This window comes from Embleya sp. NPDC025285 (genome assembly GCF_055558835.1).
This window is the reverse complement of sequence record NZ_JBVHLU010000015.1, coordinates 26541-46841: the sequence shown is the minus strand read 5'-3', so window position 1 is coordinate 46841 and position 20301 is coordinate 26541. Positions and strand designations below refer to the sequence as shown.

Here is a 20301-nt window from a genome sequence, read left to right as displayed (position 1 = left end):
TCGGCCTTTCGCGGGATGGTGCGGGGCGTTCGGCGGGATTCCGGGTGGAGCGAGGGCCGCCTCGGCAGGCGCCGGGGGCGGCCTCCCCAGGGCCTAGAAGGCGGCCTTGCCGCAGACCGGGACGTAGTCGGTGTTCTCCGGCTCCTTGGCCAGCAGTTCGCCGATCCGCGCCACGATCGCCTGGGCGGCCTCGCCGGCGAACGTCCGGTGGTGGTCTTCCTCGCTGGTCCATCCCTCGGTGACGTGGACGACGTCGGGGTCGGAGGCGGAACGCGAGACCAGGTAGACGACGCAGTGCTCGCTCGCGCCGGGGCTGCCCTCGTCCAGGCCGGTCGACAGCAGATCGATCAGCCTGCCGCCCATCCCGGGAGCGGCGGTCAGAGTGGCGTTGAATCCGTAGTTGGCAATCATGGGGAGCCTTCTTCGTTTCGGTGGAGTGGACTGCCTCCATTCAATGCCCCTGACCTGCGGAAACGTAAGAACGATTCTCTCTCGTTCTTGCACGATCCTCGCGAACCCGGGAGTGCTTTCGCGCATTGCTGCTGAAATGGGCGCATGTCCCTCGATGAGTTCCGCGACCTCCTGGCCCGGCACGCCCGCCCCGACTGGACCACCGCCGTCGACGGCGTCCTGATCTCGAAGGTCGACCGGCCCGACCCGCCCGCGCCCTCCATGTCCGGCACGATCCTGGCGGTCATCGCCCAGGGCGCCAAACGGCTCGCGCTGGGCGATCGGGTCTACGAGTACGGACCGGGGCAGTACCTGGTCGCCTCCGTCGACCTGCCGGTCACCGGACAGTTCACCCAGGCCGACCCGGGCCGCCCTGCACTGGGCTTCGGGCTCATTCTCGAACCGTCCGCCGTTGCCGAGCTCCTGCTGCAGGCCGGCCCCGGAGACATGCCCCGCACCGGCGGAGGCCCGCCGTCGGGGATCGCCGTCAGCAACGCCCCGCCCGCCCTCCTGGACGCGGTGGTCCGGCTGCTGCGCCTGCTCGACGAACCCCGCGACCGCGCCGTACTGGCCCCGCTGGTCAAACGCGAGATCCTGTGGCGCGTGATCACCGGCGAGCAGGGTGCGACGGTGCGCCAACTGGGCATCGCCGACAGCGGTCTCAGTCATGTCTCACGTGCCGCACGCTGGATCCGTGAGCATTACGCCGAGCCCTTCCGGGTCGAGAACGTGGCCCGCCTCTCCGGCATGAGCGCCTCCGCGTTCTACCGCAACTTCCAGGCGGTGACCGCGATGAGCCCCATCCAGTTCCAGAAGCAGATCCGGCTCCAGGAGGCACGACTGCTGCTGGCCACCCACCCGGGCGACGTCGCCGGGGTCGGCCGGCGCGTCGGCTACGACAACCCGTCGCAGTTCAGCCGCGAGTACCGCCGCCGGTTCGGCGCGCCCCCGGGCCGGGACGCGGTCCGCCTGCGGGACGCCGCCCGCACCCCGGCAAGCATCACACTGTAAGCACGGTCGGGTAGAAAGGGAGAATCGTGCAAGGAAGGGCGAGGATAGTTCTACTGTTCTCCCAGTTCAGAGCGATTCAATGGGATCACTGAAACCACCGCCGAGCAGGAATGAACATTCCAGTCCGCGGATCCCACCACATCGCAAGGGGCACAGCATGAACACCGTTCTGATCACCGGGACCTCGTCCGGCTACGGCCGCGCGACCGCCCTCCACTTCCACGCGCAGGGGTGGAACGTCATCGCGACCATGCGCGGCCGGCGCCCGGATGTCCTGCCCGAGTCGGACCGGCTGCGCATCGTCGAACTGGACGTGACCAAGCCCGACACGATCACCGCCGCGCTCGAGCTCGCCGGTCCGATCGACGCCCTGGTCAACAACGCGGGTGTCCCCTCGATCAGCGTGTTCGAGGGCACCCCGATGGCCCGCGTGCGGGAGGTCTTCGAGACCAATACGTTCGGCGTGATGGTCACAACGCAGGCGGTGCTGCCCCAGTTCCGCGAGCGCGGATCCGGCGTGGTGGTCAACGTGACCTCCAGCGTGGTGCTGGGCCCCATGCCCCTCTCGGCCGTTTACAAGGCGAGCAAGGCGGCCGTCGAGGGGTTCACCTCGTCCCTCGCGCTCGAACTCGCGCCCTTCGGCGTACGGGCCAAGACGGTCCAGCCGGGCGCCTGTCTGACGACGAACTTCGCTGGCAAGGCCATGGACGGCGGGCCGCTGGACGAACTGGTCCCGCCGCCCTACGCGCCGTTCGCAAGGAAGGCCATGGCCGACTTCACCGGCCAGGATCTGTTCACCCAGGAGAGCGACGTCGCCGAGACGGTCTGGCGCGCCGCCCACGACACGACCGGCCAACTGCGCTTCCCGGCCGGCCCCGACGCCGTCCGACTCGCCCAGGCGACGTGATCGAGCCGGATGCGCTCTCACGTGTACCGGTGTGGGGTTGTCCGCGACGGGGATGGGGAGACTCGAGCCGCTGGGCGGGGCGGCCGTTTTCACCCGCCGGCAGTGGCGCTGTACACGCCTTCATCCCAGAGCTGCCACAGACCGCCCGCAGCACCACCGAGTCGTAAGGCGCGGGCCCGAGAACCCCGAGGGCGCAGGAGAGGTTGTCAGCCTGATCAACTGCAATCAAGAGCCACCACCCTGGTTGCAGTTCTGGTTGCATTCACCGGCGTACACCGCCGTTCGCAAGGCTGACGGCCGCGTACTCCACCGCACGTCAGGACGTTGGCGAGCGTCGCCGGATCAGCGGATGACCCCTTGGAAAGCGTGTTGGGTTCACACCCTCACGAGTTCGAATCTCGTATCCTCCGCCAGCCTGAACAGGCAAACGAACGCCCCGATCGCCATGCGGTCGGGGCGTTCGTCGTCGTCCGTCAGTCCTGGTGGGCCCGAGACCCGACCCATGTCCAGGTGTCGGCCGGGAGGTGATGGTGGCCTGCGGGTGTCGACCGTGGATCCGGGGCGCGGCGGCGTGTGACGTGCCGCGGCAGGGCCGGATTGCTCGAACCCTGTCTGGGATGGGGTGTCGTCACACGGATGGTCGTCGGCGGGCGCGGTGGCGGGGTGTCTCGGGAACACTTGGCTCAGACGGAGCGTGATCTCGGGTCTAGTTCAGTGGGAGAGCGGATCATGCGGACGAACATGGTGCTCCGCAGCGTCGGCGTCGTGGTGGGTCTGGTCCTGATCGCCTGCGCCTTCGTGCTCGCGTACGTCATCACGCCGAACTATGTGGTCCGGCTGCCCGACGACACCGATGCCAAGCGCTCCTATACCGGTACCTTCAGGACCCTGCTCGACGCCCAGGAGGTGGCGAAGGGCAGCCTTGCGACGGCCGTCAAGCGGAACGTCCCCCTCGCCGTCGAACGGACCGTGAAGGTCGAGGAGACCTCGGGCAACACGGCCCTGGTCAGCGACAGCCGGACGACGACCGCCGCGGGCAACCCGGTCGAGAAGACGGACTGGAAGTACGCCGTCAACCGCAAGACGCTCGAGCCGTCCGGCAGCCATCCCGCCGGCTGGACGGTGGTCGACGCCCAGGGCCTGACGGTCAGTTGGCCGCTCGGCGCGAAGAAGAAGACGTACACCGGCTGGCGGCCGGAGACCGGGACCACGACGCCGCTGACGTACGCGCGTACGGAGAACAGGTCAAGCCTCAGTACATACGTGTACGAAGCGAACCTGCCGCCCACCCGGATCACCGACCCCCAGGCGCTCGCCGGTCTGCCGCCGGCCGTCCCGCGGACGACCCTGGCGCTGGTCGCCCAACTCGGTACTCTCTCTGCCGCGGCCAAGGAGCAACTCGCCGCACTGCTACCGACGTTGAGCGACCCGGTGCCGCTCTCCTACACGCTGGCGAGCGCCGACACGTTCTGGATCGAACCCGAGACCGGCAGTGTGATCGATACGCGGCGGTCCCAGCAGCGCGTGGCCGGCGTCATCGCCCCGAGCAACGGCGCCTTCCTCCCGCTGCTGCCGGTCTCCGACGTCTTCTACCAGCAAACCCCCGAGTCCGTGAAGGACGCCGCGGACGACGCCGATGACGGCCACGACGCCATCATGCTCGTCGGTACCATCCTGCCCATCGTGGTGGGCGTGGTCGGAGCACTACTGGTGGCCGCGGCTCTGCTCATCCGACGTCGTCGCCCCCGCGGCACCCCCACACCCGATCCGGACGCCTGACCCGCGCCCGGACGGTATGCCGGCACCGCGCCGATCGTGTGTCGTCCGGCAGGCCGACGACCGGCGACCGCCGACCGCCGACCGGCGACCGGCGACCGGCGACCGGCGACCGGCGGAGCCTCACCGATCGGGTCGCGGTCTCGCTCGACGGCGGAGCCGGCTCCCCTCCGGCGAGGTGCCTCGCCACAATCGCGCAGCCGCGCGTGGCCGGCATCACCGTACGGCCGCGTCCGCCCGGAGCACGACGGGGTCGGTCAGGCAAGCGTGGCCAACCGGGTGCGGGCGTATTGGCCGGGTGGGCAGCCGTATTCCTTGGCGAAGGCGAGGACGAAGGCGGAGACGCTGGAGTAGCCGACCCGGCGGGCCACCACGGAGACCGGTTCGGCGACGAGCAGGGCGCGGGCGACGCCGAGACGGAGCAGCGTGCGGCGTCGGGTGAAGGACATGCCGAACTCGCGTACGAAGTCCCGCTGGAGGGTCTTGGGGCTGATGTGCAGGCGTGCCGCCCACTCGTCGAGGCGCGTCGGGTCCGCGGGGTTGTGGGACATCGCGCGGGCGACGGCCCGGGCGAAGCCCTTGCCGTTCGCGCACTCGTCGGCGATGTCCGCGGTGAGCGGGGCCAGGTCGCGCAGGATGCGGGTGCGGGCCTCCAACGCTCGGCGCTCGTCGTAGCCGGGAGTGGCGATCTCCTGGACGAGGCGCTCCGCCTCCGGGCCGATCGCGACGTGGCCGGTGCGCAACCCGGCCAGGGATTCGGGCACTTCGCGCAGGCAGATCCGGTAGACGGTCTGCCGGTCGGCGGCGCGTACCTCGTGGCTCACCGCCTGTTCGGCCCAGAAGCCCTCGCCGGGCGCCGTGAACCAGGACCGGCCCCCGTGTACGGCCGAGAGCATGCCGTCCGGTGACCAGTAGAGCTGGTGCACGAGGTCGTTGCGGACGGCCCCGAACCCCAGGGGACCGGCCGTGCGGTAGTGCAGGACGAGGATGCCCGCGGGTTGCCCGAGCCCATACCCGAACGCGTCGCAGGCGATCGGGTCTCCGCCCACATCCTGTCCTCTGATCGACATCGGGTGACCTTTCCGGACAACCATCAAGACTCAGGTGAGGCTAGCCTAAGTTCGCCGCGCCGACCGATTGGGGCGCCAAGACCTGTTCGACCCGAAGGAATGCTTATGTCCGTTCGTCCGCTACTCCGCCTCGTCTCGGCCGGCCTGGCGGCCGTGACCGCGACAGCCCTCCTGGCGGGCTGCGGCTCCGATTCCGACAGCGGCACGGGTGGAAAGAGCGGCGCCACGAGGGTGATCGCCGCCGACAACGGACAGATCACCGTCCCCGTGAGCCCCAAGCGCGTCGTCGCGACCGGTTACGCGGTGCCGGTGCTGATCGAGGCGAACGCTCCCCTGGTCGGCATATCCACCTGGCCGCGCGGTCTGGGCCTGATGACCGGGCCCGAGCGCACGACGTACGACAAGCTGCACAAGATCGGCGGCGCGACCGCCAAGGAGACCAACTACGAGGCCATCGCCGCCGCGAAGCCCGACATCATCATCATCGGCGTACCCAGGCCGGTGCTCGGCGAGTTGGACCTCAAGCGGCTGGGATCGATCGCGCCCGTGGTCGCCATCGGCCCCAGCCTGCCATCCGCGTGGCGCGAGTTGTCGGCACGCCAGGCCGACGCCGCGGGCCGTGCGGGCCACACCGAGGAGACCCGGAACACGTACCGGAAGCGGGCCGACGAGCTGAAGGCCAAGTACGCGGCTGCCGTCGGCGGCCTCAGGGTCGGCCACCTCGGCGCGTACAACGAGAACTCCCAGGGCACCTTCCAGCGCGAATTCGCCGGCTCGTGGGGCACGAACATCGCGCAGGACATCGGCCTCGACTACTACGGCACGGTCAAGAAGAAGAGCGGCGGCTCCTCCGACGTCTCGGAGACGCCGTCCATCGAGGAACTGCCGGCGAGCCTGGGCGAGGCCGACGTGATCACCTACACCGTCCAGGACGACGGCACCCCGAGCGCGGGCGTGCAGTACGTCCTCGACTCGCCCCTGTGGAAGAACCTGCCCGCGGTCAAGGCCGGGAAGGCCTTCCCGATCCGCTACACGGCGGCGGTGACGTACGCACAGGCCCAGCGCACACTCGACGCCGTCGACCAGGCGCTCGCCCCGCTCCTGGCCCGGTGACGGAACCCTCGCCCCTCGTGGACCGGTGATCGAAAACCCCCTCGGCCCGGTGATCGGAACCCCCGCGTCCCTCCCGGCCCAGTGATCGGAACCCCGTGCGCATCGAACGAGACAACCCCGCCCCGCGCGTCGCCGCCCACCACGCGAACGGCGAAGGCATCGCCAAGATCGGCTACCCGATCGCCATCCGCACCGTCACGCTGCTGCGCAAGCACTACGTGACCACGTCGGTGCTGCGCCTGACGGTCGGCGGCCCGGGCCTGGACGGCTTCCACACCTACCAGGCCGACGACCACTTCAAGATCGTCTTCCCGGACGCCGACGGCACGATGCGGCTGCCCGTCCCCGACGACGAACAGTCGCTGACCTGGCCGCGCCCGTCGCCGACCAGCCGCCGCTACACCGCGCGACGCTACGACGCCCAGGCGCGCGAACTCGACATCGACCTGGTCATCCACCCGGGTGGCGTGGCCTCGGACTGGGCGGTCGCCGCCGCACCGGGCGCGGATGTCGTGATCGCCGGGCCACCCGGGGCGAAGTCGTTCCCGCACAACTACGACCACTACGTCTTCGCGGTCGACACGACCGCGCTGCCGGCGGCGGCGCGCTGGCTGGAGGAGTCGCCGCGGGACGTCTCGGCGCACCTGGTCGTCGAAACGGCGCACGCCGACGAGCACCGCTATCCGCTCGCCGCGCGCGACGGCGTACGGGTGACGTGGCTGGCGCAGGGGGGCGGTGCGTCCCGGCTCGCCGAGACCGTACGCGCCTTGCCGCTTCCCGCCGGACGGACCTTCCTGTTCGCCGCCGGCGAGGCCGACGACATCAAGCCGCTCCGCGCGTGGGCCAAAGGTCGCCTCGACGCCCTGTTCACCGGTTACTGGAGGCGCGGTGTCGCCGGTCTCGAAGACTGAGTCGCCGGTCTCGAAGCCTGCCGCGCCCAAGGTCGTGCTGCTCGTCGGGGCGGTCGCCCTGCTCGCCCTGGTCTGCGGCCTGAGCCTGGCCCTCGGGGCCAGGGCGATCCCACCCGGCGACGTCTGGCGGGCCCTCACCGACCCCTCCGGCGCCGATACCGACCTGACGATCCGAGAGATCCGGGTCCCCCGCACGATCCTGGCGATCTGCGTGGGTGCGGCGCTCGCGACGGCCGGCGCGCTGACCCAGACGCTGACCCGCAACCCATTGGCCGAACCGGGCCTGCTGGGGATCACGTCGGGCGCCGGGTTCGCCGTCACCGTGGGCACCACGACCGGGCTGACCGGAAACCAGGGCGTACAGGTGTCCCTCGCCCTCGTCGGCGCGCTGATCGCCGGCGTCCTGGTGTACGCGGTCGGCCGTACGTCGCCCCTGCGCCTGGTGTTGGCCGGTGTCGCGCTCGCCTCCGTGCTCACGGGTGTGTCCATGTCGCTGCGCATCCTGGATCCGGACGCGTTCGACCACTACCGGTTCTGGAGCGTCGGCTCCCTCGCGGGCCGCGAACAGGCCCCGCTCCTGCTGCCGGTGCTGCTGATCCTGCTTGCCCTGGTCGGCGCGTCGGCGCTGATCGGAGCGCTGAACACGCTGGCCCTGGGGGAGGACGTGGCGCACGGCCTCGGCGCCCGGGTGAACCGAACCCGCCTCGCGGTGCTGGCCGTCGTCACGCTGCTGGCCGGCACCGCGACCGCCGTCGCGGGACCGATCGCCTTTCTGGGCCTGATGGTTCCGCACATCGTGCGGCGCGCGGCGGGCGGTTCGGTGCCTTGGCTCCTGGCGTACAGCGCGCTGCTGGGGCCGATCCTGCTGCTGGCCTCCGACATCACGGGTCGACTGCTGCTGCCCACCGGCGAGGTCCCGGTGGCGGTCGTCACCGCCTTCTTCGGTGCGCCGGTGCTCATCTGGGCCGTGCGGCGCTACGAAGGGACCACGTTGTGACGAGGGATCACGTTGTGACGGGGGCCGGTCCGGTGACGGGGGCAGTCCGGTGACAGGGGACCACCTCGTGTCCGAGACGACGAGGACCCGCCCGCCGACCACCGGCACCGTCCCGTCGGCGCCGGGAGCGGAGCCGTCGTCCCGGCGAACCGCCTTCGGCCGCGCCTGTCATGCCCTTGACCGGACCCGTCGTGCTCTCGGCCTGGAGCCGCGTGCCGTGGCCGGCAACGCCGTACTGCTCCTGCTGCTTCTGCTGTTCGCGGGGGCGGGCCTGTGCCGGGGCGACACCTGGAGCAGCCCACAGGCGGCGGCCGACGGCCTCGCCGGGCACGGCGATCTCTCCGTCGTCGTACGCGAGTGGCGCCTGCCGCGCGTCGTCGCGGCAGTCCTGTTCGGTGCGCTGCTGGGTTGCGCCGGCGCGGTGTTCCAGAACCTGACCCGCAACGAACTGGGCAGCCCGGACGTGATCGGCCTCGATGTCGGTTCGTACACGGGCGCGCTCATCGTGATGGTCGTCATCGGCGGAACGACCACCCCCACCGCCCTCGGATCCGTCGTCGGCGGGCTGCTGACCGCCGTGGTGGTACTCACCCTCTCCACCCGATCCGGATTCGGCGGCCATCGGCTCATCGTCATCGGCATCGCCGTGAACGCGATGCTCACCGCGGTCAATTCGTGGATCATCCTGCGTGCCGACCTGGACGTGGCGATCGCCGCCGAGATGTGGAACGTCGGTTCGCTCAACGGCGTGGACTGGGCCGACCTGAACGTGGCGTTCGTCGCCGCCGCGATACTCGCGGTGTTGCTCGTCCTGAATTCGCGGGCGACACAGCAGGCCGCGCTCGGTGACGCGATCGCCGTGACGTCGGGCGTCCGCCTGCGGCAACACCGTCTGCTGGCGGTCGTGGCCGGAGCCGGCTGCACGGCCACGGTCACCGCGATCACGGGACCGATCGCGTTCGTTGCGCTCGCCGCTCCGCACCTGGGCCGTGCGGCCACCCGGTCCCCGGGCATCCACTTCGTCCCCGCCGCGCTCACCGGCTCCGTACTGCTCCTGAGCGCCGACCTGATCGCGCAGAGCCTGCTCGCGCCGGTGACGCTACCGGTCGGCGTGGTGACCACGGCGATCGGCGGCGCGTATCTCCTGCTGTTGCTCCTCAAGGAAGTCAAACGACCGTGACCGCACGCCTGACCGCGCAGGACATCACCCTCACGTACGGCGACCGCACGGTGTCGGCGAACCTCAGCCTCGACATACCCGACGGTGCCTTCACCGCGATCATCGGCGCCAACGCCTCGGGGAAGTCGACGCTATTGCGGGCGTTCGTGCGGCTGTTGCGGCCGTCCGCCGGAACGGTCCTGCTCGACGGACGCGACGTCCACGGCTACCGCCCCAGGGACATCGCGCAGGAAATCGCTTTTCTGCCACAGGATTTGGCCGCCCCGGAGAACATCATGGTCCGCCAACTGGTGGACCGCGGACGCTTCCCGCACCGCTCGCTGCTCTCGGTGCGCACCGCGGCCGACACGCGGGCGGTCGAGGAGGCGATGGCCGCCGCCGGCGTGGGCGACCTCGCGGACCGGCAGGTCGCACGGCTCTCCGGCGGACAGCGCCAACGGGTCTGGGTCGCGATGGTGCTCGCGCAAGAGACGCCCTACGTGCTCCTGGACGAGCCGACGACCTTCCTCGACCTGGCCCACCAGTACCAGTTGCTCCGCCTGCTGGCCGCGCTCCGCGACGACGGCCGAACCATCGTCGCGGTGCTCCACGACATCAACCAGGCCTGCCGGTTCGCGGATCACATCGTGGCGATGAAGGACGGCCGGGTCCGCGCCGAGGGGTCGCCCGCCGACATCGTGGACGCCGCCCTGATGGCGGACGTGTTCGGCCTGCCCAGCCTTGTCGTGCCGGATCCCGTGACGGGGACGCCTCTGGTGGTGCCGACGGTTTGACGTATTGCGCGGTGGACCGGGCTCGTTACGGGATTCGCCACTGTTGGTATTTGTTGCCGGGAGTGCAGGCGACGACCGAGAGGGCCTTGCCCGCGCCGTTGTTGGTCAGACAGTTCTGGCCCATGTAGTCCTTGATGTAGACCGCGCCCGCGGTGGGGGCCCCGGCGAGGCGCCAGTTGGTGGAGTAGCCGAAGCCGACGGCGAGTTCGGGACGTTCGGCGTTGCCGTACGGCTGGCCGAGGGCGGGGCCGTTGAGGTTGCAGGTGCTGAAGGTGTCCCAGGTGGAGACCGTGTGCACCCAGCCGTACTGCGGGTGGCCGCCCATGACCACCTCCTTGCCGCCGCCCGGGCCGTCGGCGACGAGGCCGATCCGTTGGCCGTCGGCGACGCTGGTGATGGCGCCCCAGCGTTCGCCACCGCAACCCTGGGGGACGCTCTGGGCCGGGGGCGGAGTGGACGCGGGCGGCTTCTGTTGGTTGCCGCCGCTGTTGCCTCCGCCGCCGGGCGATCCGGCGCCACCGGACGCGGAGCCGTTGGCGCCACCGTTGCCGGGCCCGGGGGGCGGTACGGCGCCGCCCGTGCCGGCGGTGCCCTGGGATGCGCCGGTCCCGCCCTGTGCGGTGCCCGGCGTCTGGGTGCCGGCGGTGTTCGTACTCGGGGTGCCGGTGGCGGCGCCTGTGGGCGGCACCGACGTTGCGCCCGGATCGCCCTGCGCTCCGGCCGGGACCTGGACTCCGGATACGACCGGTTTCGCGTTCGGGGTGTCGTGGCTCGGGTCGGACCCGCCGCCGAAGGGCTTGACGTACAGGACGGTGGCGACGACGCCGGCTATGACACCCAGGACCAGGAGCGCGGCGGCTATACCGTGCCGCTTCCAGGACCCGCCGTTCGCGGGGGTCGCTGTCGCGTCGGGGGTGTCGGTGGCCGACGGCGGGGGTGTCGGAGGCTTCGCGTCGATGGCGACGGCATCGGGAACCGCGTCGGGAACGGCGTCGGGAGCGGTCTCCGGAACGGCGTCGGGAACCGCGTCGGGTGTCGAGGGCTCGGCCGTGGTCGGGACCTGTTTCACCGGCGTGACCTGCTCCGCCGAACTACTCTCCGCGTCCCCCTCGTCGGTCGCCTCGTCACTCCGAGTCGGGTCGACCTCGAGAGCCTTGCTCGCGGCACCGGCACCGGCACTTCCACCGCCGACCGCTCCGCTCCCGAGTGCTCCGCTCCCGAGCGCCCCGCTCCCAGCCGCCCCACTGACCGCCGCGGCACCGGCGGCCACCACCGCGGCCGCCGACCCACCCGTCATCGCCGCGCGAGCCGCCACCGCCATCGCCGCCGCGTCGGCGTATCGATCCTGCGGATCCTTGGCCAACGCCTTCGCGACGAAAGCGCGGACCGCCTCGGGGAACTCCTCCGACAACTCCGGCGCCGGGTCCCTGATGTGCTTGAGCACCACCTCGAACACCGCGTCCCCGGTGAACAGCGCTTTCCTGGCGATGAGTTCGTAGCAGACGACGCCGATCGCATACTGGTCGGACGCCGGTACCGCGCCGCTCCCCCGGGCCTGCTCGGGAGCTATGTACCGAGCCGTGCCGAGCACCGAGTGCGACGCGGTGAGCCTGGTGTCGGCCGTGGACTGCGCGATCCCGAAATCGGTGACGGTCACCCGGTCGTCGGCGCCGATCATCAGGTTGGACGGCTTGACGTCCCGGTGCACGATGTCGCGCAGATGTGCCGCGTGCAGTGCGTCCAATGCCTGGGCGGCGATGCCGAGCACCCGATCGACGGGCATCTCCTCGGCATCGCTGTCGGCCAGGACCACGTCCAGCGGGCGACCACCGACGAGTTCCATGACGATGTACGCGACGCGCGGATCCGACCCGCTCTCCCCATAGTCGTGCACATCGACGATGCCGGGGTGGTCGAGCGCGGCCAGAACCTTCGCCTCACGCCGAAACCGCTCGGCGAACTTGGCATCGGCCAACAGCGAGGGCAGCAGGATCTTCACCGCGACCGACCGTTCGAGCACGCGGTCCTCGGCCCGCCACACCTCGCCCATGGCCCCGCCGCCCAGCAACTCGGCGAGTGCGTACCGGCCGCCCAGCACCGTGCCCGAACCCCACATGCCCGTTCCCCCATAGGCTTCAGCGTTCCCGCCCGTCGGCGACGCGCGCAGTCTGCCAGGGGATCCAGGGCTCCAAGGAAACCGAAGCACCCCCGGCAGGCGATCATTTCATCGCACCGCACCCCCACGGTCCGCCGGGATCCCCTCACTCGGTCCGTCGTACCCGCCTGCGTGGCTCAGGTGTTCGTCGTACGGAGCCAGGTCAGGACTGCCAGGACTCGGCGGTGGTTGGTGGGGGATGGGGGGAGGCCGAGCTTGTCGAAGATGGCGGTGATGTGTTTCTCGACGGTGCCGGGGGTGAGGGACAGGGTTTGCCCGATGGCGCTGTTGCGATGGCCTTCGGCCATGAGGGCGAGGACTTCGCGTTCGCGGGGGGTGAGGGCGGCCAGCGGGTCGCGGCGGTGGCGGCGGGTGAAGAGGGCGGAGACGACCTCGGAGTCGAGGACGGTGCCGCCGGCCGCGACGCGGGTCAGGGCGTCGGAGAGATCGTCGAGGCGGGAGACGCGGTCCTTGAGCAGATAGCCGACACCGCCGCCGTCGGCGAGCAGGTCTTCGGCGTAGGACTCCTCGACGTACTGGGACAGGACCAGGATGGCGGTGCCGGGTACTTCGCGGCGGATCCGCAGGGCCGCGCGCAGGCCCTCGTCGGTGAAGGTCGGCGGCATCCGCACGTCGACCACGGCGACATCCGGGCGATGCGCGGTGACCGCCTCGACCAGCGCGGGACCGTCGCCGACCGCCGCGACCACCTCGGCGCCGATCTCCTCGAGCAGCCGGACCAGGCCCTCCCGCAACAACATCGAGTCCTCGGCCAACACCACCCGCATCAATACTCCCCCGCTCCACTCGCCAAGACCCCGGTTGTGCCGGGGTCGACCCGCCCGACCGCCCGATCATCGGTCGCGACCACTCGCGCCGATGCTCCCTGATCAACGTTCCCGGACTCCACTCGACAAGGCCCCGGCCGTGCCGAGGATCAACCGGCCCGACCGCCCGATCCCCGGTCGCGACCACTCGTGTCGAGGCTCCCCGGTCAGTGTTCCCCGACTCCGCTCAGGGGGACCTCGGCGGTGAGCGTGGTCGGTCCGCCCGGCGGGCTGTGTACGTCCAGTCGGCCCTCGACCGCGGCCAGCCGGTCGATCAGGCCGGCCAGGCCGTGCCCCTTGCCGGGGTGTGCCCCGCCACACCCGTCGTCGCGGACGCTGATGAACAGGGCTCGTTCGTCCACCGTCACCGTCACCTCACAGCGGTCGGCCCGGGCGTGCTTGGCGACGTTGGTCAGGGCCTCGGTGACCACGAAGTACGCGGTGTTCTCCACCGCCGCGGCGAACCGTCGTCCCCGGGGCAACTCGGTGGTCAGCTCGACCGGCACCGGACAACGCGCCGCCGCCGCGGTCAGCGCCGGGGCCAGGCCCCGGTCGGCCAGGATCGGCGGCGCGATCCCGCGGGAGAGGGCACGCAGTTCGGACAACGCCTCGTGGCTCTGCGAGATCATCTCGGCCACCAACGGCCTGGCCCGATCCGGATCGTCGTCCAGCCGACGCGCCACCGTCTCCAGGTCCATGGTGAGCCGCACCAGGCGCTGCTGCGGGCCGTCGTGTAGGTCCCGCTCCAGCCGGCGCAGCGTCTGTGCCTCGGCCGCGACCGCGCTGCGGCGTCCGAGCGCGAGTTGTTCGGTCCGAACCTGCAAGGCGGCCGTCTCGTCGGTCAACAGCCCGCGCGCGAGCCCGGCCTGGACCGCCACGAGCGCGCGCACCAGCGGCACCGCCGAGGCGAGCAACAACACGCCGATCCCGGTGTTGAAGGCGATGTCGGCCGCCCGCGAGGAGATGCCGAACATCAGATCCAGGAGTCCCGTGGTGTCCGGGTCGCGCGGAATCGACCACGACCACACGACGTAGAGCAGTTCGCCGAGGCCGCCCACCGTCCAGGTCACCGCGAGACAGAAACTCACCACGCGCAGCGGGAACGACACCAGTGCGTGTGCCAGGTCCCGCCAGGACTGCGGGTCGCGCAGCGCGCGCAGTCCGGCCTTGAACCCCTCGCCCGCCGGTTCCCGGTATGCGTGCGGCGGCAACACCCGGCCGGTGACCGCCGCCACCCGCCGGCGCTCGATCTCGGCGAAGTGCCGTGCCGCCGCGAGCGTCGCGACCAGGATCGGTACGCCGAGCAGGACCACGAAGGTCACCGCTCCCGCCGCGAATCCGGCCAGTAGGACGACGAACGCCGCCAGTCCGATCGGCAACCCGGAGAGTACAAAGCCCAGTTGCCGGCCGAACCGCCCGGCACCGCGGCCGGCCGCGGTCGGAGCGGGCGTCACCGGGCCGGCCACCGCCGGAGTGGCCGTCGGCTCGAAGGATGCGGTCGACTCGATCATGAGCCCATCCTGCCCACCCCGGACGACCGCGCCCACCCGGTATTCCCGACGCCGAGGGTAGGGCACACCCCCACACGCGACCGGCCACGCCGACGCACGAGGCGCGGGACCGGCCTCCGAACGGTGTGGCTCGACGAGCCGGCTCGATACCTCGGCCGGTCGGCTCGTTGCCTCAGCCCGCCGGCTTGATGTTCTGGTTGGCGTGGAACAGGTTGTGCGGGTCGTACCTGTGCTTGATCCCGCCCAGCCGCTCGTAGTGGTCGCGATACGTCGCCTCCACCCGGTCACGGCTCTCGTCCGCGCCGATGAAGTTGACGTACGCACCGCCCATCGAGTGCGGGTGCAGGTCCTGCCAGTAGTCGACGCACCACCGCCGGACGGTCTCGGCGTTGGCCGGGTCCGGATCGATGCCGGCGATCACGCCGGACCACCGGGCGTCCCGGTAACCCCACGCGGTGTCCTCGGCGTCGACCCGATGGGCGGCCCCGTCGACCGGGTAGAGGTGCATCGTGGACAGCGCGGTGGGCAGGTTCTCCGCGTGCTTGGCGTGTACGTCGATCGCGTCGTCCGAGATCGCGTCGAAGAAGTCGCCGCGCCAGTACCACTGCAGACCGGCGGGCATCAGTTCGTCGAACATGCTCTGCAACGCGGGGTAGGGCATCGGCGCGGTGAAGTGGAAGGCGGGCGGGCCCGGTTCGTGGACCGGTGCGAGGGCCTTCTCGGCGGCCTCCGGATCCCCGGTCCAGCACCACACGACGCCGCACATCTTGCGGCCGTGGATCTCCTCCGGGAACGGAGGACCCGGCGGGACCGTGAGCGCCGCGAAGAACCCGTTCAGGTCATCGGCCGCCTGTGGCAGGAACTCGCGGTACCAGCGCAGCACTTCGCCTGTGCGCTCGACCGGCCACAGGGTGACCCCGACGACCACGGTGTCCACCGGGTGCAGGCGGAAGCGGAACGAGGTGACGACGCCGAAGTTGCCGCCACCGCCGCGCAGGGCCCAGAACAGGTCCGGGTGCTCGGACTCGCTCGCGGTCAGGAAGCTGCCGTCCGCCAGCACCACGTCCGCGGCCACCAGACTGTCCATCGTCAAGCCGTACTTGCGGGTGAGGTGGCCGTGCCCGCCGCCGAGGGTCAGGCCCCCGACGCCGGTCGTGGACATGATTCCGGCGGGTACGCCCAATCCGAAGGCGTGCGTGGCGTGGTCGAGGTCGGCGAGCAGACTGCCGCCGCCGACCCGGGCCGTCCGGGCCACGGGGTCCACACGTACCCAGCGCATCGGCGTCAGATCCAGGGTCACCGCGTCGTCGACCACGCACAGGCCACCACCGCTGTGCCCGCCGCCGCGGACCGCGAGTTCGAGGTCGTGCTCGCGGACGAAGTCGACCGCGGCCATCACATCCCCCGCGTCCGCGCACCGCACGATGGCGGCCGGGCGCCGATCGATCATCGCGTTGTAGATCCGGCGTGCCGGGTCGTAGTCGGGGTCCTGTGGATCGATGACCGGGCCGCGCAGCGCGCCGCGCATGTCTTCGAGGGTGTTGCCGTCCATGAGCATCTCCCTGACGGGACGCGGACCGCAAACCCGCCCGGCCTCGCCCTGGCCGACCCTCGGTAAGCAATCGTGCGCCACTACCCCGGCGTCGCTGTGGCCTGCAGGCCGGCCGAACGCCGCAGGGCTTACCCATCCAGCCTCTCGCCGAGCGCACGGCGGCGCAATTTCGCACCGCGCCGGGGCCGTCGCCGATCGGCCGGTGATGCCGGCGCAAAACCGCCGGCCCGATCGGTGGGCGGGTGATGGAGTAGGGCCATGACGAGTCTGCGTGACACCGCCTTGACCTTCCGCGCTCTGCACACCAGTGCCGCGCCCCTTGCCCTCGCCAACGTCTGGGACGCGGCCGGCGCCCGACTCGTGGCCGACGCCGGAGCGAGCGCGGTCGCCACCACCAGCGCCGGGGTCGCCTGGGGCCTGGGCGCGGCCGACGGCGATCGGCTCGGCCGCGAACGGGCCCTCGAACTGATCGCACGCGTGGTGGCCGCGGTCGACGTCCCGGTCACCGCCGACATCGAGAGCGGCTTCGGCGAGGACCCGGAAGGCGTCGCCGAGACCATTCGCGGGGTGCTGGCCGCGGGCGCCGTCGGGGTCAACCTGGAGGACGCGCTGCACACCGGTTCCGTACCGCTGCGGACGCCGGTCGACCAGGCCGAGCGGATCGCCGCCGCGCGGGCCGCCGCGGACGCGGCGGGCGTACCACTGTTCATCAATGCCCGGCTGGACACCTACCTCCGCGGCGTCGGCGACGGCCCGGCCGAGCGACTGCGCGAGACGCTCGATCGGGCGACCGCCTATCTCGCGGCCGGCGCCGACGGCATCTTCGTCCCCGGCGTCACCGACCCGGCCACCGTGGCCACCCTCGCCGAGACCCTGCCCGCCCCGCTGAACGTGCTGGTCGGCCCCGGCGCACCCTCCGTGGCCGAACTCGGCAAACTCGGCGTGGCCCGGGTCAGCCTCGGCTCGGCCATCGCCGAGGCCGCCTACGCCGTGGTCCGCCGCTCGGCCCGCGAACTGTTCGAGACCGGCACGTACAGCTCGCTCACCGACACGATCCCCTACGGCGACCTGAACGCGCTGCTGGCCCGCTGATCACACCCTCGCCGTGCCGGTGGAGCACAGCCGGGCGCTGCACACCGCGATCGCGCACAGCGCCTACGTCGAGATCGACTCGGGGCACGTGGTGATGTTCGAGAAGCAGGAGGAGTTCGTCGCGCACGTGCGCGACTTCGTCTCCGCCGCGTGAGGCGTCCGGGCCCGCCCGGTGAGGCGTCCGAGCCCGCCCGGTGAGGTATTCGAGCCCGCTCCGCGCGGCATCCGAGTCCGCTCCCGCCGAGCCGGGTGGTCCGCTTCGGTCGACCACCCGGTCGGGGCCACCCGCGCGGCCGGACGCCGACCCGATCCACCCGCGAACGCCTCGTCGCCGGGCCGATCGCGGGAAAACCCGCAGACCCCGCAGCCTGTCGCGACCCACAATGTGAAACCCGGACCGACCGGGCGACGGGGGTGACGACATGGGCGACGCGGTGCACGATCTGCTGTGGCATACCGGTCCCGAGGTCGGCGCCGAGCTGATCGACCGGCTCGGGGCCCCGGCGCCCGAATCACCCGACACCGGGCCTCGGGCCCAAGGTGCGACACCTCCGCCGCTGATCGCGTACCGGCTGCGCCACGGCGTCGCGGCCGGCCTGGTCGGACGACACGGGAAGGGCCGTCGACCCGGCACACCCGGCAACCCCGAACTGCTGCTGCGGCTGCTCGAACGCGACGATCCCGAGCTCAACGCGACCCTGTACCGGGAGAGCGAGTGGGCCGGCCTGCGCCGCGCGATCCTGAGCCAACGGGCGCACCGCCCCGGCGCCCCCGCCGACGCGCTGGTCCCGCTGGATCCCACGCTGCGTACCGAGCTGACCACCACCACCCACTACGCCCACCTCGAACCCGCCCTGTGGGCGCGCGACCCCGACCTCGCCCTGTGGGCCCTGCTCGCCCACCCGAACCCCGAACCGCTCGCCGCGCTCGCGGCCAGGATCACCCTCCTGAAGGCCGGCCAGACCGCCCGGCTGCGCACCGTGTCCCGACTGACCCGACACCCGCTGCCGGCAGACCTGTCTCCCGCGCTGCGGCGCGAACTCGGCGGCGCGCACATGCTCCGGGACCTCCCGAAGTACCTGGCGAAGCAACTCTCCCCCGAAACGCTGGTACGCCGGGCACGCGGCACCACCACCGTCGGTCGGGCCCGGAGCGTGGTGGCCGGCGTGCCGGTCCCGGACTGGTCCGCGGTCGCCGCCGCGCATCGGGCCGAACCGCTGCCGTGGCACGCCGTGGCCGCGTTCGCCGAGCACCCGCGCTGCCCCCCGGAACTGCTCATGGAGTTCACCGGGAAGTACCCGCAGACGATCGAGGTGATCCCGGTGCCGCCGGCCGAACTGCTGGCCGCGTGCGTCGCCGAGGGCAGTGACAGCCGGACCAAGACCGTGCTGCTGCGCCGGCTCGCGACGAGCACCGCCGACCTCGGCGAACTGCTCGCGGTACGCCCGGCCCGGCTGTTGCTCACCGCGCTCGACCAGGGCCCGGTGTCGGCCGTCGCGACCCAGGCCGAACTCGCGTACGTGCTCGGCCGGACGCTGCGCGCGCACCTGGACCGCACCGGACCGGCGCTGTGGCCTGCCCTGTACACCGCACTGCCCACCCTGAACGCGCCGATCCACGAGCTGTTCGCCGAAGCCGAAGCAACAGCGACGGCGACGGCGGAGACGAAAGCAGAAGCGAAAACACGAAAGGCAGCAACGGCAGCCGCCGCACCCACCCCCACGCCCCTCCCCCGCCCCGGACGCCAAGCCGCCTGGGCCTACACCGTCCTGATCGACCTGGCCGGCACCGCCGACGACGCCACCGCCTTCCTCGACGACGCCCACCTCGCCCCGCTCGCCGGCACCGGGACGCTGCCCGCGTTCCTCGCCGAGCGGCTCGCCGGGATCGGCGGCCCGATCACCCTGCGCGTGCTCGCGGGCAACCCGCACACCCCGCGCGCCATCCTGGACCGACTCGCCGGCCACGCCGACCCGGCGATCACGGCCGCCGTGTACCGCAACTCACGCGCGACCGACGCGCAGCGCCGACTCGTGCTCGCCGCGCCGGAGTTGGACCCGACACTGCGTCGGGAACTGCTGTCCACCGACGATCCGGTCCTGCTGCGCACCCTGCTCGCGGCTCACGATCCGGGGCTGTTGCGCGCGCTCGCGCTGCGCGACGACCCACCCCTCGACCGCACGAACATCCGCACCCAGGACGCGCGCACGCTCGCCGGCCGGGTGCTGCGCCTGTACGCGGCGCTGCGCCTGGCCGAGACCTCGGGCGTGCCGGCGCTCGCGTCGCTGCCCGAGAATCCGGAGATCACCGACGCGTTGCGCACCGGACGCACGGATCCGCTGCGCGCCGCGCTCGCCGAGTCGGCCCAGACGAGCCTGCGCGCGCTGGAGTCGGTCCGGGAGTGGGAACAGCACAGCCGGCTGCCCAAGTCGGAGCTCACCGCCGCCCTGATCGATCCGGCCCCGGACTGGCCGGCCTTGACCGAAGCCGTGCGGGCCGGCCGGTTGTGCGCGTGGATCCGCGGGGCGCTCGGCCGACGCCCCGACGTGAGCGAGCCGTTCGCCCGGGCCGTGGCCGAGCGGGACCCGACCGGACGTCACCTTTCGCCACACCACGACGTGCCCGCCGGCGCGCCCGGTCGGACCCACCCGTACCGGCCGCACGTGATCGCACTACTCGACAGCGGCGCGCTGACCGTCGAGCGCCTGCTCGCCGAGACACCCGCCGTCGAGGTGCTCGACGCCGCGCCCGGTTGGCCGCGGCTGGCCCGGGTGGTGGCCAGGCACCTGCGCGAACACCTGGGCACCGACACCCGGGCGTGGGTGGTGGCCGCACATTTGGCCCGGGGCGACGTGGAGCCGACCCTGATCGAACTGGCCGCGACCTCGTCTGCGGCCGCCGGCGGCGCCCCGGATCGGCCGAGCGGCTGTCGGTCGGCACTGGGATCATCGAACGACACCGAGGGGAGGTGACGAA

The 20301-nt window shown here is 71.7% G+C and carries 17 protein-coding genes; 11 read left to right on the top strand and 6 right to left on the bottom strand.

From position 1 onward, the window contains the following. Positions 1–93 precede the first annotated feature (93 nt). Complete coding sequence (locus ACZ4FV_RS12590; protein WP_465322613.1) at positions 94–411, bottom strand: putative quinol monooxygenase; 318 nt, start codon at positions 409–411, stop codon at positions 94–96. Positions 412–555: 144 nt separating this feature from the next. On the opposite strand from ACZ4FV_RS12590, the gene ACZ4FV_RS12585 reads away from it, so the two are divergent. The 3 genes from ACZ4FV_RS12585 to ACZ4FV_RS12575 all read left to right on the top strand — a co-directional run bounded on the left by ACZ4FV_RS12585 (position 556) and on the right by ACZ4FV_RS12575 (position 4147). Continuing rightward, entirely contained in the window at positions 556–1461 is a 906-nt protein-coding gene (locus ACZ4FV_RS12585) for an AraC family transcriptional regulator (protein WP_395866590.1), read from the top strand. Positions 1462–1618: 157 nt separating this feature from the next. Continuing rightward, positions 1619–2368 carry an SDR family oxidoreductase gene (locus ACZ4FV_RS12580; RefSeq protein ID WP_465322612.1) on the top strand — a complete coding sequence of 250 codons (750 nt, stop codon included), beginning with the start codon at positions 1619–1621 and terminating at the stop codon, positions 2366–2368. A gap of 729 nt (positions 2369–3097) precedes the next feature. Then, positions 3098–4147: a porin PorA family protein gene (locus ACZ4FV_RS12575; protein WP_402234347.1), complete on the top strand. Its 1050-nt coding sequence runs from the start codon at positions 3098–3100 to the stop codon at positions 4145–4147. Between the two features lie 254 nt (positions 4148–4401). On the opposite strand, the gene ACZ4FV_RS12570 is transcribed toward ACZ4FV_RS12575, so the two are convergent. Next, positions 4402–5214, bottom strand: coding sequence for an AraC family transcriptional regulator (locus tag ACZ4FV_RS12570; protein WP_402234346.1), 813 nt, complete (start codon positions 5212–5214; stop codon positions 4402–4404). Between the two features lie 105 nt (positions 5215–5319). On the opposite strand from ACZ4FV_RS12570, the gene ACZ4FV_RS12565 reads away from it, so the two are divergent. The 5 genes from ACZ4FV_RS12565 (at position 5320) to ACZ4FV_RS12545 (ending at position 10188) form a co-directional block, all read left to right on the top strand. After that, complete coding sequence (locus ACZ4FV_RS12565; protein WP_395866582.1) at positions 5320–6327, top strand: ABC transporter substrate-binding protein; 1008 nt, start codon at positions 5320–5322, stop codon at positions 6325–6327. Positions 6328–6422: 95 nt separating this feature from the next. Beyond that, positions 6423–7238: a siderophore-interacting protein gene (locus ACZ4FV_RS12560; protein ID WP_395866580.1), complete on the top strand. Its 816-nt coding sequence runs from the start codon at positions 6423–6425 to the stop codon at positions 7236–7238. Then, complete coding sequence (locus ACZ4FV_RS12555; RefSeq protein WP_465322611.1) at positions 7216–8235, top strand: FecCD family ABC transporter permease; 1020 nt, start codon at positions 7216–7218, stop codon at positions 8233–8235. The genes ACZ4FV_RS12560 and ACZ4FV_RS12555 overlap by 23 nt, the downstream gene beginning before the upstream one ends. A gap of 217 nt (positions 8236–8452) precedes the next feature. After that, on the top strand, positions 8453–9415 hold the full coding sequence (locus ACZ4FV_RS12550) for a FecCD family ABC transporter permease (protein WP_402234344.1): 963 nt from the start codon (positions 8453–8455) through the stop codon (positions 9413–9415). Then, positions 9412–10188, top strand: a complete 777-nt coding sequence (locus ACZ4FV_RS12545) for an ABC transporter ATP-binding protein (RefSeq protein WP_465322610.1) — start codon at positions 9412–9414, stop codon at positions 10186–10188. The genes ACZ4FV_RS12550 and ACZ4FV_RS12545 overlap by 4 nt, the downstream gene beginning before the upstream one ends. A gap of 25 nt (positions 10189–10213) precedes the next feature. Here ACZ4FV_RS12545 and ACZ4FV_RS12540 read toward each other — a convergent pair whose 3' ends face one another. The 4 genes from ACZ4FV_RS12540 to ACZ4FV_RS12525 all read right to left on the bottom strand — a co-directional run bounded on the left by ACZ4FV_RS12540 (position 10214) and on the right by ACZ4FV_RS12525 (position 16233). Then, positions 10214–12304: a serine/threonine-protein kinase gene (locus ACZ4FV_RS12540; RefSeq protein WP_465322609.1), complete on the bottom strand. Its 2091-nt coding sequence runs from the start codon at positions 12302–12304 to the stop codon at positions 10214–10216. A gap of 176 nt (positions 12305–12480) precedes the next feature. Continuing rightward, positions 12481–13131, bottom strand: a complete 651-nt coding sequence (locus tag ACZ4FV_RS12535; protein ID WP_395866571.1) for a response regulator transcription factor — start codon at positions 13129–13131, stop codon at positions 12481–12483. A gap of 206 nt (positions 13132–13337) precedes the next feature. Next, positions 13338–14681, bottom strand: coding sequence for a sensor histidine kinase (locus ACZ4FV_RS12530; protein ID WP_465322608.1), 1344 nt, complete (start codon positions 14679–14681; stop codon positions 13338–13340). Between the two features lie 172 nt (positions 14682–14853). Then, entirely contained in the window at positions 14854–16233 is a 1380-nt protein-coding gene (locus ACZ4FV_RS12525; RefSeq protein WP_402234337.1) for an FAD-binding oxidoreductase, read from the bottom strand. Positions 16234–16491: 258 nt separating this feature from the next. Between ACZ4FV_RS12525 and ACZ4FV_RS12520 the strand changes: the two genes are divergently transcribed. The 3 genes from ACZ4FV_RS12520 to ACZ4FV_RS12510 all read left to right on the top strand — a co-directional run bounded on the left by ACZ4FV_RS12520 (position 16492) and on the right by ACZ4FV_RS12510 (position 20297). Next, entirely contained in the window at positions 16492–17325 is an 834-nt protein-coding gene (locus ACZ4FV_RS12520) for an isocitrate lyase/PEP mutase family protein (protein ID WP_395866566.1), read from the top strand. 19 nt (positions 17326–17344) lie between these two features. Beyond that, on the top strand, positions 17345–17479 hold the full coding sequence (locus ACZ4FV_RS12515; RefSeq protein WP_465322607.1) for an alpha/beta fold hydrolase: 135 nt from the start codon (positions 17345–17347) through the stop codon (positions 17477–17479). Between the two features lie 268 nt (positions 17480–17747). Then, entirely contained in the window at positions 17748–20297 is a 2550-nt protein-coding gene (locus tag ACZ4FV_RS12510) for a hypothetical protein (RefSeq protein WP_465322606.1), read from the top strand. Positions 20298–20301 lie beyond the last annotated feature (4 nt).